Here is a 15711-nt window from a genome sequence, read left to right on the forward strand (position 1 = left end):
TCGGTGGTTCAGCGAGAGGAATCGAGTGCCAGCCGGATGAGGTCGTCCTCATCCAGCCCGTCGAGGTCGGTGCCGTCCGGTTCCCCGGCGGCGGGTTCGGCGTCGTCGCCGGCACCGTCGGCGAGGCGCAGCAGCGCGTCCAGCAACCCAGCGGCACGCAGCCGGGCCGGGGAGATCGCGGCGAGCGCCTGCCGGATGCGGGCGTCGTCGTCGAGGTCGTCCGGTCCGAACAGCTCGTCGTGCAGGTGCTCGGCGAGGACCACGGCGCTGGGGTAGTCGAAGATGAGGGTGGTGGCGAGCCGCAGGCCGGTGCTCGCGTTGAGCCGGTTCCGCATCTCGATCGCGGTCGCCGAGTCGAAGCCCAGCTCCCGGAACGCCCGCTCCGGTTCGACGGACTCGACCGACGGGTGGCCGAGGACTGCGGCGGCCTCCGCCCGTACCGTCTGGAGCAGAGCCCGGTGCCGCTCGCCGCGAGACCTGTCGCGCAGCCGGGTGTAGAGCGCGGACGCCCCCTGGCCGCCGATCGCGGCCTGGTCGGCGTCGCGGATCCGGCGTACCTGCGGCAGTTCGTGCAGCAGCGGCCGGGGCCGGGCCGACTCGTAGGCGGGAGCGAACCGCTGCCAGTCGACGTCGGCGATGGCGACGAAGGTCTCGTCGTGGTCCAGGGTGCGGGCCATCGCGGCGATGGCCAGGTCGGGCGCCATCGCGGCGAGGCCGCGTCGGCGCAACTGCTCGACGATCACGGCGTCGGACATGCCGCCGCCGTCCCACACACCCCAGGCGATCGAGGTGGCGCGCAGACCACGGGCCCGGCGACGGGCCGCGAGCGCGTCGAGGTACGCGTTGGCCGCCGCGTACGCGCCCTGCCCGCCGCCGCCCCAGACACCGGAGTTGGAGGAGAACAGGACGAATGCGCTCACGTCCCCGACGAGGTCGTCGAGCAGGGCGGCACCTGCCGCCTTGCCGTTGACCACGTCGGTGAACTCGTCCAGGCCGGTGTCGGCCAGCGATGCCGAGCGGGCGACGCCTGCGGCGTGGAAGACCGCGGTGAGGTCGTCGAGGCCGTCGAGCAGGCTGGTGAGCGCGGCCCGCTCGGCCGTGTCGCAGGCGGCGATGGTCACCCGGGCGCCGAGCTGTTCCAACTCGGTGCGCAGGTCGTCGGCACCGGGGGCGTCCGGACCTCGACGGCTGGTGAGCACCAGGTGCTCGGCGCCGCGTCCGGCCAGCCAGCGGGCCACGTGTGCGCCGATCGCGCCGGTGCCGCCGGTGATGAGGGTGGTGCCGGACGGCGTCCACCCGTTCGACGGTGCCGGGCTGTCGAGGGGGGCCGGGCGTAGGCGTCGAGCGTGGACGCCGTGCTCGCGTACCGCGATCTGGTCCTCGTCGTCGATGCCGGCGACGGCGGCCTGGAAGCGGGTGAGCGCGGCGTTGTCGAGCCGGGCCGGCAGGTCGATCAGGGCGCCCCAGCGTTCCGGCTGTTCCAGGCCGAGCACCCGGCCGGTGGCCCAGACCTGGGCGGGACCGGTCAGCGGTGGCGCGTCGGTGGCGGTGACGGTGACCGCGCCGCGGGTGACGATCCGGAGCCGGCCAGGGATCCCGGCGTCGGCCAGGGCCTGGACCAGCAGCACGGTCGCGGTGAGGCAGGGTGGGACGGCTCCGTCGGTGTCCGGGGCCGCGGCCAGGAGGGACAGCACACCGGAGATGGCGGGTTCCGGGCCGGTCGCCGCGCTCAGCTGTGCGGTCAGGGTGGCCCGGTCGGTCGTCGCCGGGTCCACCTCGACGATGACGGCGGTGCCGCCGGCCTGCTCGATCGCGGCGCTGGCGAATGTGGTCTCCGTCCGCGCGGTGGCGGTGGTGAGCAGCAGCCAGGTGCCGGTGAGCAACGCGTCGGGCGGCTCGGGCAGGGCGGTCCAGCCGACGGTGTAGCGCCAGGTGTCGGTGGTGCCGCGCTCCTTGCGGGTACGCCGCCAGGCGGTGAGGGCGGGCAGCAGCTCGCCGCCGTCGTCGGTGATCCCGAGGGGGGTGAGGTCGCCGTTCTCCACGGCCTGCCAGAACTCGCTGTCGACCGGGTCCACGACCGACACCGGCGGGTCACCGGCCGGCCAGTAACGCTGGTGTTGGAAGGGGTAGGTGGGCAGGTCGATGGTCCGGGTCGTCGGGATGACGGTGGTCCAGTCGACGGGTGCGCCCTGCACCCACGCCTCGGCGAGGGCCCGCACGATCTGCCGTGGGCCGCCCTCATCTCGGCGAAGCGTCCCGACGGCGGGGACGTCGACGCTGTCGGCGATCGCCCCGGTCAACACCGGATGCGCGCTGACCTCCACGAAGATCCGATGCCCCGCCGCGTACGCCGCCTGCACCGCCAGGTCGAGACGCACCGGCTGACGCAGATTCCGATACCAGTAACCGGCGTCCATGACACCGCCGTCCTCCACGGTGGAGAACAGCGGCACAGCGCCGGGCAGTGGTCGCACCCCGTCGAGCACAGTGGCCAGTTCCGCCTCGACCGGCTCGACCAGAGCACAGTGCGACGCGTAGTCGACCTTCACCCGCCTGGCCCGCACCCCCGCCGCCTCCGCAGCGGCCAGGAACGCATCCAGGTCAGCACCGGCGACCACGACACTCGTCGGACCGTTGACCACCGCGACACTCACACCCTCGGTCAACAACGGGGTGACCACATCCAGACCGGCGCTCACCGACACCATGCCCCCGCTGCCAGCAATCGCCAGCAACGCCTTGCTGCGCAACGCGACCACCTTCGCCGCGTCGCTCAGTGACAGCACCCCTGCCACACAGGCAGCCGCGATCTCACCCTGCGAATGACCTATCACCGCATCCGGGGTCACACCCCTGGCCCGCCACACCTCAGCCAACGCCACGTGCACCGCCCACAACACCGGCTGCACCACATCCACCCGCTCCAACGGATCATCGGAACGCAGCACATCGAGGAGGCTCCAGTCCACGAACGGCGCAAGGGCCGCCGCACACTCCGCGATCCGCGCCGCGAACACCGGCTCCGCATCCAGCAACTCGGCAGCCATCCCCACCCACTGCGAACCCTGACCGGGGAACACGAACACCACCCCAGCCGAACGGGCCACACCCGACACCACACTGCTCGACGGCAACCCCTCGGCCAACGCGGCCAGACCGGCCCGGTGGTCCGGGCCGAGCACGACAGCCCGGTGGTCGAAGACGGCACGGGACGCGGCCAGCGAGTGCGCCACCTCTCCGGCATCGCCCTCCCACGCCGCGAGCCGCTGCGCCTGACCGGCGATCGCCGTCGCGGTACGGCCGGACAGCAACCACGGCACACCCGGCTCCGTCGCGACCGTTTCGACCACCGGTGCGACCGGCGGCTCCTCGATGATCACGTGCGCGTTGGTGCCGGAGACCCCGAAGGACGACACCCCCGCCCGGCGCGGGCGCTCCCCCGCCGGCCAGGGCCGTGCGTCCACGAGCAGCTCCACCGCACCCTCGGACCAGTCGACGTGCCCGGTGGGCCGCTCGACGTGGACGGTCCGCGGCATGGTGTCGTGCCGCATCGCCATCAGCATCTTGATGATCCCGGCGACGCCGGCGGCGGCCTGGGTGTGGCCGATGTTCGACTTGATCGAGCCGAGCCAGAGCGGCTGGTCGGTGGGGCGGTCCTGGCCGTAGGTGGCGAGCAGCGCCTGGGCCTCGATCGGATCACCGAGTCGGGTGCCGGTGCCGTGTGCCTCGACCGCGTCCACGTCGGCGGTGGTGAGGCCGGCATCCGCGAGGGCGGCGCGGATGACGCGTTGCTGTGACGGCCCGTTCGGGGCGGTCAGCCCGTTCGACGCGCCGTCCTGGTTGACCGCGGTGCCCCGCACCACGGCGAGTACCCGGTGACCGTTGCGGACGGCGTCGGAGAGTCGCTCCACCAGCAGCACACCGGCGCCCTCGGCCCAGCCGGTCCCGTCGGCGTCGTCGGAGAAGGACTTGCACCGGCCGTCCGGCGCCAGGCCGCGCTGCCGGGAGAAGTCGACGAACGTGCCCGGGGTGGCCATCACGGTCACCCCGCCGGCCAATGCCATGACGCACTCGCCGTTGCGCAGCGCCCGCACCGCGAGGTGCAGTGCCACCAGGGAGGACGAGCACGCGGTGTCGACGGTGACCGCCGGGCCCTCCAGGCCGAAGGTGTACGCCACCCGGCCGGAGACGACACTGCCGGCGTTACCGACGCCCAGCAGACCCTCGACTCCGTCAGCCGAGCCGAGCTGGCTGACGTAGTCGTGGTACATGACCCCAGCGAACACACCCACCTGCGCTCCCCGTACGACCGCCGGGTCGATCCCGGCCCGCTCGAACGCCTCCCAGGAGGTCTCCAACAACAGCCGCTGCTGCGGATCCATGGCGAGGGCCTCCCGCGGCGAGATCCCGAAGAATCCCGCGTCGAAGTCGCCCGCGTCGTAGAGGAAACCGCCCTCCTTGGTGTACGTGGTCCCAGGATTGTCAGGATCGGGATCGAACAACACCCCTACATCCCAGCCCCGGTCAGGGGGGAACTCCCCGATCGCGTCACCGCCGGTGTCGACCAGCTGCCAGAGGTCCTCGGGTGTCGTCACACCGCCGGGGTAGCGGCAGGCCATGCCGACGATGGCGATGGGTTCGTCGGCGGTGACCGCCCTGCTCACACCGGCTGTGCGGCCTTCGTCGTCGCCACCGAGAGCGGTGTTCAGGTGCTCGGCCAGGGCCACTGGGGTCGGGTAGTCGAAGACCAGGGTGGCGGCCAACCGCAGCCCGGTCGCGGCGTTCAGCCCGTTGCGCAGTTCGACGGCGGCGAGCGAGTCGAAGCCGAACTCGCTGAACGGGCGGTCGGCGGCGACGGCCCGTCCCGAGCCGTGGCCCAGCACGCCGGCCACGTGGGTGCGTACCAGATCGAGCAGTTGGTCGCGGCGCGCGGCCGGCGCCAGACCGGCGAGCCGGCGCACCAGGGCGGCGTCGCCGGACGCCCGACCCGCGCGCTGCCGGGGGATCGCGCGGACCATGCCGCGCAGTACGCCGGGGACGTGCGACGGGGTCGCCGACGGGTCGAGCCGGACCGGTACGAGCAGGGCCTGGCTGTCGGCGCTGGCCTGGTCCAGCGCGGTGAGCGCCACGTCGGTCGGCAGCGGCAGCACACCGGAGCGGGCCATCCGGTCCAGTTCGGCCGGGGCGAGACCGGCGGCCATGCCGTCCGCCCACGGTCCCCAGGCCAGCGAGGTCGCGGCCAGGCCGGCGGAGCGGCGGTGCGCCGCGAGGGCGTCGAGGAACGCGTTGGCGGCGGCGTAGTTGCCCTGCCCCGGGCCACCGAAGACGCCGGCGGCGGAGGAGAACGACACGAACGCGGAGAGGTTCCGGTCGCTGGTGAGTTCGTGCAGGTGCCAGGCCGCGTCGACCTTCGGTCGCAGGACGGCGGCGACGCGGCCCGGGGTGAGGCGGTCGACCGTACCGTCGTCGAGGACCCCGGCGATGTGGACGACGGCGGTCAGGTCGGGTGCCGCGGCGAGGACCGCCGCGAGGGCGTCGCGGTCGGCCGCGTCGGCGGCCACCACTGTCGCGGTGGCGCCGAGGCCGGCCAGTTCGGCGACCAGGTCGGCGGCACCGGGCGTGTCCGCGCCACGGCGGCCGAGCAGGATCAGGTCGGTGCTGCCGTGGCGGGTCACCAGGTGCCGGGTGACGATCCTGCCGAGAGCGCCCAGGGCACCGGTGACCAGGACCGTTCCGGTGCCGAAGGCCGGGCCGTCGCCGGTCGCGCGATGAGGAACGAGCCGGGGTACGAGGACAGCGCCGCCGCGCACCGCGACCTGTTCCTCTCCGGCGGTGGTGATGGCCGCCAGCCGGGCGTCGTCCAGGTCGTCGCCGGGTTCGGTGTCGACCAGGAGGAAGCGACCCGGGTTCTCGGACTGGGCGCTGCGGATCAGGCCCCAGACCGCGGCGCCGGCCGGGTTCGGGACGGTGTCGTCCGGTCCCGCCGCCACCGCGCCGGTGGTGAGCACGAGCAGACGGGTGTCGTCCTGTGCGAGGACGGCCTGCGCGGCGGTGAGCGCCTCCACAGTTACCGCGTGCGCGGCGGCGGCCTGGTCGCCCGGGACCTGCGGGACGCGCAGCACGGTCAGGTCCCGTGCGGTCGACTCCACGGGTACCGGGATCGGCGACCACGCCAGCGTGTGCAGCACCGAGGGCGGGGCGTACGGCCGGAGCAGCAGGGACTCCACGGTGACCGTGGGGCGGCCGAGGTCGTCGGCCAGGTCGATCCGGACGGTGTCGGCGGCGGTCCGGGTCAGCCGGGCGCGGGCGGCGCTGCCGGTCTGACCGTGCCGGGTGACCCCGGTCCAGGAGAACGGCACCTTGGCTTCCCGGCCGGCGTCGCCGGTCAGGCCGAGGACGTGCAGGGCGGCGTCCAGCAGCGCCGGGTGCGCCGCGTACCCGTCGGCGTCACCGTCGAGGGCCAGGTCGGCGTGGATGGTTCCGTCGGTGGCACGCCAGGCCGCGCGCAGCCCTCGGAAGGCGGGACCGTAGTCGAGGCCACGGTCGGCCAGGTCGTGGTAGAGGTCGCCGAGGTCGAGCGGGGTCGCGCCGGGCGGGGGCCATTCGTCGGCCGCCGGGGCGGACAGGGTGGCGGGGCTGACCGTGCCGGTGGCGTGTGCCGCCCACCGGACCCCGTCGGTGGTGGCGTGCACCGCGACCGGTCGCCGTCCGGCGTCGTCCGCCGGGCCGACCCGGACCTGGAGTTGCACGCCGCGTTCGCCGGCCACCACGGGGGCGGAGAGGACGAGATCGTCGACCTGTTCGCAGCCGGCCTCGGTGCCGGCCGCGAGGACCAGTTCGAGCAGCGCGGTGCCGGGCACGACGACCGAGCCGGCGATGCGGTGGTCGGCCAGCCAGGGTACCGAGCCGGTGCTCCAGTGGCCGGTGTGCACGCGCTCGTCGTCGCTGCCGGCCAACGGGACCATCGCGCCGAGCAGCGGGTGACTGCCGGCGCCGGTCTCACCGACGGCGGCGGCCGGCCAGTAGCGGCGGCGTTGGAAGGCGTAGGTGGGCAGGTCGATCAGACGTCCGCCGGTCAGGCACGGCGTCCAGTCCACCGCGACGCCACGCACGAAGACCTGGGCCAGGGCGGTCAGCAGCGTGGTCGGTTGGTCCCGGTCAGCGCGTTGCACGGGTACGAACACCGCGTCCGTCACACAGTCCGCGCCCATCGCCGACAGGACCCCGTCCGGGCCGATCTCCACGAACGTGCCGACACCCAGACCCTCCAGGGTGGTGATCCCGTCGGCGAAGCGCACCGCCTCCCGCACGTGCCGCACCCAGTAGCCGGCGTCCTGGATCTCGGCGACCTGCCCGGTCAGGTTCGACACGACGGGGATACGCGGCGACTCGTAGGTCAGGCTTTCCGCGATCGACGCGAACTCGGCCAGCATCGGCTCCATCAGCACCGAGTGGAACGCGTGACTCACCCGCAACCGCTTCGACTTGAACGTCGCCGCGACCGCCGTGACCTCGTCGGCCACACCGGACAGCACCACCGACCGCGGACCGTTCACCGCCGCGATGCTCACGCCGTCGGTGAGCAGCGGCAGGACCTCCGCCTCGGTAGCCCGCACGGCGACCATGACGCCACCGGCGGGCAACGCCTGCATCAGGCGACCCCGGGCGGTGACCAGCTTCGCCACATCGGCCAGGGACAACACCCCGGAGACGTGCGCGGCGGCGATCTCGCCAATGGAGTGCCCGACCAGGTAGTCCGGGGTGACACCGAACGACTCGACCAGCCGGAACAACGCCACCTCGACGGCGAACAACGCCGACTGCGTGTACACCGTCTGGTCCAGGGCCTCCGCGTCGTCCGCGATCACCTCCCGGACCGGACGGTCCAGATGAACGTCCAGCTCGGCGCAGGCCGCGTCGAACGCCTCCGCGTACACCGGGAAGGTGCCGCAGAGGTCCAGGCCCATGCCCGGGCGCTGCGAACCCTGGCCGGAGAACACGAATGCCGTCCGGCCGGTCGCCGGCACACCGGTGACCAGAGCGGAATCCTTCTGACCTGCGGCGAGAGCTTCGAGGGCGGCCCGACCGAACGCCACCGCCCGGTGCGGGAGGCGGGCCCGCCCGGCGAGGGTGTACGCGGCGTCGACCAGGTCCATGTCGTCGCCGTCCAGCAGCCGGGTGGCCTGCGCGGTGAGCGCTACCGGGCTGCGGGCGGACAGGACCAGCGGTACGTCGACCGTGCCCTCGCGGGCCGGGTCCTCGGGTGCCGGGTCCTCGCGTGCCGGGTCCTCGCGGGCCGGCTCCTCGGGTGCGGGGTCCGGTTCGGGTGCCGCTTCGAGGATGACGTGCGCGTTGGTGCCGGACACCCCGAAGGAGGAGACCGCCGACCGGCGGGGGCGCCCGTCACCGGTCCACTCGCGGGCCTCGGTGAGCAGGGCGACCGAGCCCGACGACCAGTCGACGTGCGAGGTCGGCTCGTCGGCGTGCAGGGTGCGGGGCATCAGGCCGGCCCGCATCGCCATGACCATCTTGATGATGCCGCCGACCCCGGCGGCGGCCTGCGCGTGACCCAGATTCGACTTGATCGAGCCGAGCCACAGCGGCCGGTCGGCGGCGCGGCCCTGGCCGTACGTGGCGAGCAGTGCCTGCGCTTCGATCGGGTCGCCCAGCACCGTGCCCGTGCCGTGGGCCTCCACCACGTCGACGTCGGCGGTGGACAGACCGGCGTCGGCGAGCGCCGCCCGGATCACGCGCTGCTGGGCGGGGCCGTTCGGGGCGGTCAGACCGTTCGACGCGCCGTCCTGGTTGACCGCCGTGCCACGGACCAGCGCGAGCACCGGGTGGCCGCGTCGGCGGGCGGTGGACAACCGCTCGACCAGCAGCACGCCGACACCCTCGGACCAGCCGGTGCCGTCGGCGCCCGCCCCGAACGCCTTGCAGCGCCCGTCGGCGGCGAGCCCACCCTGTCGGGAGAACTCCAGGAACATCGTCGGCGTGGCCATCACCACGGCGCCGCTGGCGACGGCCATCGCGCACTCGCCGTTGCGGATGGAACGGATCGCCAGGTGCAGGGCGACCAGCGACGACGAGCAGGCGGTGTCGACCGTGACGGCCGGGCCCTCGAACCCGAAGGTGTACGCGAGCCGGCCCGAGATGACACTGGCGGCGGTGCCGGTGAGCAGGTAGCCGGTGCTGGCGTCCCGGCCCTGCAGCAGGGTGTCGTAACCCTGGGCCGACGCCCCGACGAAGACACCGACCGGCTCGCCGCGGACCGTCTCCGCGTCGATGCCGGCGCGTTCCAGGGCCTCCCAGGTGGATTCCAGCAGCAGTCGCTGCTGTGGGTCCATCGCCAGAGCCTCGCGCGGTGAGATGCCGAAGAAGTCGGCGTCGAAGTCGGCGGCGTCGTGCAGGAAGCCCCCACGGTCGGTGGCCGAGCCGCCGTCCCGGTCGGTGTCGAAGAGGTCGGCCCGCCACCCCCGGTCCGTCGGGACCGCGCTGATGCCCTCGGCACCGTCGGCGACCAGCCGCCACAACTCCTCCGGCGTGCTGATGCCACCCGGGTAGCGGCAGGCCATCGCGACGATGGCGATCGGATCGTCGTCGTCCCCGGCGGCCTCGGTGGAGGGTTGAGGTGCTTCCGGGATCGCAGCGCCGAGCAGTTCGTCGCGCAGGTGGGCGACGAGCGCGAGTGGGCTCGGGTGGTCGAAGGCGAGGGTCGCGGACAGCCGGAGCCCGGTCACGGCGGTGAGCCGGTTGCGGAGTTCGACGGCGGTCAACGAGTCGAAACCGAGTTCCTTGAAGGCTCGGCCGGCGACAACGTCGGACGGGGCGTGCCCGAGGACCGCGGCGACGTCCGCCACGACGATGTCCAGGAGGATCCGTTCGGCCTCGTCGGGTGAGGTGGCCAGACGGCGGCGCAGCGCGGTCGCCGCGTCGGCGGGCCCGGCGCTGCCGGCCGGGCGGGTGACGCCGCGGACGAGGCCCCGGAGCAGCGGCGGCGGGGTGGTGCCGGCGGCGAGGGTACGGGCGAGTCGCACGGGGACGGTCAGCGACTCGTCGACCCCGAGCGCCGCGTCGAGCAGTGCCAGCCCTTCGCCGGTGCTGAAGCCGAGCACACCGGTGCGGTCCATGCGCCGCGTGTCGGTGTCGTCCAGCCGTCCGGCCATGCTGGTCGTGGCGGTCCAGGGGCCCCAGGCGAGCGAGATCGCCGGCCGGCCCTGGGCGCGCCGGTGCGCGGCGAGCCCGTCCAGGAACGCGTTCGCGGCCGCGTAGTTGGCCTGCCCGGCCGCGCCGAGCAGCCCGGACAGCGACGAGAAGAGCACGAAGGCGGCGAGCGGCTGGTCCTGGGTGAGGTCGTGCAGGTGCCAGGCCGCGTCGACCTTCGGGCGCAGCACGCTGGCCAGCCGGTCCGGCGTCATCGCGCCGAGCACACCGTCGTCGAGGACGCCGGCGAGGTGGACGACGGCGGTGAGCGGCCGGTCCGTGGTGCTGGCCGCGATCAGGGCCGCGGCGGCGTTGCGGTCGGCGACGTCACAGGCGGCCAGGGTCACGCTCGCGCCGAGGCCGCGCAACTCGTCGGCGAGGTCGGCGGCACCGGGCGCGTCCGGGCCGCGCCGGCCGGCCAGCACCAGGTGCCGGACGCCGTGGGCGGTGACCAGGTGCCGGGCGACGGCGGCACCGATCGCGCCGGTGCCGCCGGTGAGCAGGACGGCACCGTCCGGGTCCAGGGCGGTCGGGACGGTGAGGACCACCTTGCCGACGTGGGCGGCCTGGCTGACGTGCCGGAACGCGGCACCGGCCGAGCGGACGTCCCAGGTGGTCACCGGCAGCGGCCGCAGTGCGCCGGCGTCGAAGAGGTCGACCAGGGCGCGCAGCATCTCCTGGATCCGGTCCGGTCCGGCCTGGATGGTGTCGAAGGCCCGGTAGGTGACGCCGTGCGCCGCCGTGATCGCGGCCGGGTCGCGGACGTCGTTCTTGCCCATCTCGGCGAACCGGCCCCCCGGGGCGAGCAACCGCAGCGAGGCGTCGACGTGCTCGCCGGTCAGCGAGTTGAGCACGACGTCGACCCCACGGTCGCCGGTCGCGGCGCGGAATCTCTCCTCGAACCCGGTGGTCCGGGACGAGGCGATCCGGTCGCCGTCGACACCCAGACCGCGCAGCGTCTCCCACTTGGCCGGGCTGGCCGTGCCGTAGACGGTGGCGCCGAGGTGGTGGGCCAGTTGCACGGCGGCCATGCCGACACCGCCGGTGGCGGCGTGCACCAGCAGCGACTCCCCGGCGCGCAGGTCGGTCAGGTCGACCAGGGCGTAGTAGGCGGTGAGGAAGACGATCGGCACGGCGGCGGCCTGCTCGAACGTCCAGCCGGCCGGGATCGGGGTGACCAGCCGGTGGTCGGTGACGGTCACCGGGCCGAACGCGCCGTGGAACATGCCCATGACCGCGTCGCCGACCCGCACCCCGTCGGCACCGGGCCCGACGGCGGTGACGACGCCGGCGCCCTCGCTGCCGAGTTGGGCGACGTCGGGGTACATGTCCAGGGCGATCAGGACGTCCCGGAAGTTGAGGCCGGTGGCGCGGACCGCGATCCGGACCTGGCCCGGGCCGAGCGGTTCGTCGACCTCGGGGCACGGGACCAGGGTGAGGTTGTCGAGGGTGCCCTTGATCGGCACGTCGAGGCGCCAGGGGACGCCGGCGGGCGGGATCAGGGCGGGGCCGGTCGCGGCGCGGGCCAGGCGCGGGGCGAGCAGGGTGCCGTTGCGGGCGGCGAGCTGCGGCTCCCCGGTGGCGAGCGCGGTGGCGAGCATGCCGTCGTCGTCGGGGCGGTCCAGGTCGACCAGGACGAAGCGGTCCGGGTTCTCGGTCTGCGCGGTGCGGACCAGCCCCCAGACCGCGGCGGCGGCCAGGTCGGTGACGTCCCCGTCGGGCGAGGTCGCCACCGCGCCGGACGTGACCACGGCGAGGCGGGCGTCGGTGTCGGTGGCCTCGCGCAGGAACCGCTGGAGTACGCCGAGCGTGGCGGCGGTCGCGGAGTGCGTCGTCGTCAGCGGGTCGGCACCGGTGGTCGGAGGTCGCCAGACCTGCGCCGATGTGGCCGGCGCGGCGGGTGCGGCGGGTGCGGTGACCGGCGTCCACGCGAGGCGGTGCAGGGCGTCGGCGACCGGGAGGGTCGTCGCGGTGGGTGGGGTGTACGGCCGGAGCACCAGGGACCCGACCGTGGCAACCGGCTGCCCGGTGGTGTCCCAGACGTCCACGGTGACGGTGTCGGTGCCCCGCAGTCGTACCCGGATCGTGTCGGCGCCGACCCCGTGCAGGGTGGCACCGTTCCAGGCGAACGGGACGACGGCCGGTTCGGCATCGGTGACCGGGTGACCGAGGGCGTGCAGGGCGGCGTCGAGGACTGCGGGGTGCAGCCCGAAGCTGGAGGCGTCGACGCTCTCGGGGGCGCGTACCTCGGCGAACGTCTCCCCCAGCGGGCCGCGCCAGACCGCTTCCAGGCCCCGGAACGCGGGCCCGTAGGTCAGACCGCGCTCGCCCAGCCCCGGATAGAGATCGGTGATGTCGACGGGTTCGGCCCCCGGCGGCGGCCACTCGGCCAGGGCCGACGCGACGCTGCCGGTGACGCCGAGGGTGCCGGAGGCGTGCACGGTCCACGTCTCGCCGTCCCCGCTGTGCACGCTCACGCTGCGCCGGCCGTCGCCGTCCGCCGCGCCGACCCGGACCTGAACCTGCACCCCTGCGGGCGGCAGTACGAGTGGGGTGGCCAGGACCAGGTCCTCGACCGTCGGGCAGCCGATCTCGGCACCCGCCGCGAGTACCGCTTCGAGCTGGGCGGTGCCGGGAACGACGAGGTCCCCGGCGACCTGGTGGTCGGCGAGCCACGGGTGCCCGGCGGTGGACCAGTGACCGGTGAAGAGGTGCTCGTCGACGCCGGCCAGCGCGACGGCGGCACCGAGCAGCGGGTGGTCGACACCGGTGAGGCCGAGCCCGCGGGTGTCGCCGACCGGAGCGGCGCCGGTGGTCGGCCAGTACCGCTGCTGCTGGAACGCGTAGGTGGGCAGGTCGACGCGGTGGCCACCGGTGGCCAGCACGGTCCAGTCCACCGCGGCGCCCCGCACGTACGCCTCGGCCAGCCCGGTGACCAGGGCGGTCACCTCGGGGCGGCCCCGGCGCAGCAGGGGCAGGTAGGCGGCTTCGGTGTCGTCGCTCTCCCGGGCCATCGCGGTGAGTACGCCGTCCGGGCCGATCTCCAGGAACCGGGTGACGCCACGACCACGTAGCCAGGCGATGCCGTCGGCGAACCGGACCGCCGCGCGCACGTGCCGGACCCAGTAGCCGGCGTCCTGTGCGCCGGCGAGCTGCCCGGTCAGGTTGGAGACGACCGGGATGACCGGATCGTGGTAGGTCAGGGCACTCGCCACATGGGCGAACTCGGCCAGCATCGGCTCCATCAACGCCGAGTGGAACGCGTGGCTGACCGTCAGCGCCTTGGACTTGTCGAAGTGGGCGGCGACGGCGGCCACCGCGTCGGCGGAGCCGGACAGCACCACCGACCGCGGACCGTTGACCGCGGCGATGTCGACACCGTCGGACAGCAGCGGCAGCACCTCGGCCTCGGTCGCGCGGACCGCCACCATCACCCCACCGGGTGGCAACGCCTGCATCAGCCGACCCCGCGCCGCCACCAACGTCGCGGCGTCCGCGAGGGACAGCACGCCGGCCACATGGGCGGCGGCGATCTCACCGATCGAGTGCCCCACCAGGTAGTCCGGGGTGACCCCGAACGACTCGACCAGTCGGAACAGGGCCACCTCCACCGCGAACAGGGCGGCCTGCGTGTAGACGGTCTGTTCCAGGTCCACCCCGTCGGCGATCACCTCCCGCAGTGGACGGTCGAGACGCGGGTCCAGTTCCGCGCAGACCAGGTCGAATGCTTCCGCGTACGCCGGGAACCGCTCGGCGAGGTCGACACCCATGCCCGGCCGCTGGGAGCCCTGACCGGAGAAGAGGAAGGCGGTGCGGCCCTCCTGGACCGAGCCGGTGACGACCCCGGCGGCGGCGTTCCCGTCGGCCAGGGCCGCGAGGCCCGCCGGAAGGTCGGCGCCGGTGACCACCGCCCGGACGGGCAGCGGTGAGCGGGTCGCGGCGAGCGAGAAGGCGATGTCGGCGGGGTCGGCCGCGCAGTCGGCCGCGAAGGCGTTGAGGCGGCCGGCCTGGGCCCGCAGCGCCTCCGGGGTGTGACCGCTGAGCACCCAGACCGGGTCGGTGGCGGCCGGCGCGGGGGGCGTCGGGGCGTCCGTCGCCGGAGCCTCCTCGATGATCGCGTGGGCGTTGGTGCCGCTGATGCCGAACGCGGAGACCGCCGCGCGTCGGGGCCGCTCCCCCGGCGTCCAGGGGCGCTCCGTGGTGAGCAGTTGGACGTTGCCGGCGGTCCAGTCGACGTGCGGGGTGGGCTCGTCGACGTGCAGGGTGCGTGGCATGACGCCGGCCCGCAGGGCGAGCACGGTCTTCATCACGCCGCCGACCCCGGCCGCGGCCTGGGTGTGGCCGAGGTTGGACTTGAGCGAGCCGAGCCAGAGGGGTTCGCCGGCCGGACGGCTCTGACCGTAGGTGGCCAGCAGTGCCTGCGCCTCGATCGGGTCGCCGAGCCGGGTGCCGGTGCCGTGCGCCTCGACCAGGTCGACGTCGGCCGCGGTGAGTCGGGCGTTGGCGAGCGCGGCCCGGATGACGCGTTGCTGGGCGGGCCCGTTGGGTGCGGTGAGCCCGTTGGACGCGCCGTCCTGGTTGACCGCGGTGCCCCGGATGACGGCGAGCACCGGGTGGCCGTTGCGGCGGGCGTCGGAGAGCCGTTCCAGCAGGAGCAGGCCGGCGCCCTCGGACCAGCCGGTGCCGTCGGCGGCGGCGGCGAACGGCTTGCACCGGCCGTCCGGGGCGAGGCCGCGCTGGCGGCTGAACTCGACGAACGCCTCCGGGGTGGCGAGCACTGTGGCGCCACCGGCGAGGGCGAGGGAGCACTCCTGCTGGCGTAGCGACTGGACCGCCAGGTGCAACGCGACCAGGGAGGCCGAGCAGGCGGTGTCGATGGTGACGGCCGGTCCTTCCAGACCGAACTGGTACGCGATCCGCCCGGAGAGCACGCTGGCCGCGCTGCCGGTCAGTCGGTAGCCCTCGATGCCGTCCTGGGTGTGCCGTTGCAGCAGGGTGTCGTAGTCGCGGCCGCTGATCCCGACGAAGACGCCGGTCCGGCTGCCGCGCACGCTGTCACCGGGGATGCCGGCCCGCTCGAACGCCTCCCAGGCGGTCTCCAGCAGCAACCGCTGCTGCGGGTCCATGGCCAGGGCCTCGCGCGGCGAGATGCCGAACAGCGCCGGGTCGAAGTCGGCCGCGTCGGCGAGGAAGCCGCCCTCGCGGGCGTAGCTCTTGCCCTTGGCGTCCGGGTCGGGGTCGTAGAGCCCGTCGACGTCCCACCCGCGGTCGTCGGGGAAGTCGCCGATCGCGTCACCGCCGGTGGCGACCAGCTCCCAGAGCTGCTCCGGGGTGCTGACCCGCCCGGGGTAGCGGCAGGTCATCGCGACGATCGCGACCGGTTCGCCGGCCGCCGTCTCCACCTCTTCGAGGCGCCGCTTGCTGCGTCGCAGCTCGGCGGTCATCCACTTGAGATGGTCGAGCAGCTTCTCGTCGTTCGCCATCACACGTACCCCGTTCCCGCTGCGC

The 15711-nt window shown here is 74.2% G+C and carries 1 protein-coding gene; it reads right to left on the bottom strand.

The features are described from left to right. Positions 1–8 precede the first annotated feature (8 nt). Positions 9–15686, bottom strand: coding sequence for a type I polyketide synthase (locus ABGB10_RS09325; protein WP_347660460.1), 15678 nt, complete (start codon positions 15684–15686; stop codon positions 9–11). Positions 15687–15711 lie beyond the last annotated feature (25 nt).

The organism is Micromonospora sp. B9E7, assembly GCF_039871815.1.
In the GTDB taxonomy this organism is placed as follows: Bacteria; Actinomycetota; Actinomycetes; order Mycobacteriales; family Micromonosporaceae; genus Micromonospora.

Excerpts from the sequence above, each read along its gene's own strand:
- ABGB10_RS09325 (WP_347660460.1), bottom strand. The coding sequence starts at position 15,686 with ATGGCGAACGACGAGAAGCTGCTCGACCATCTCAAGTGGATGACCGCC.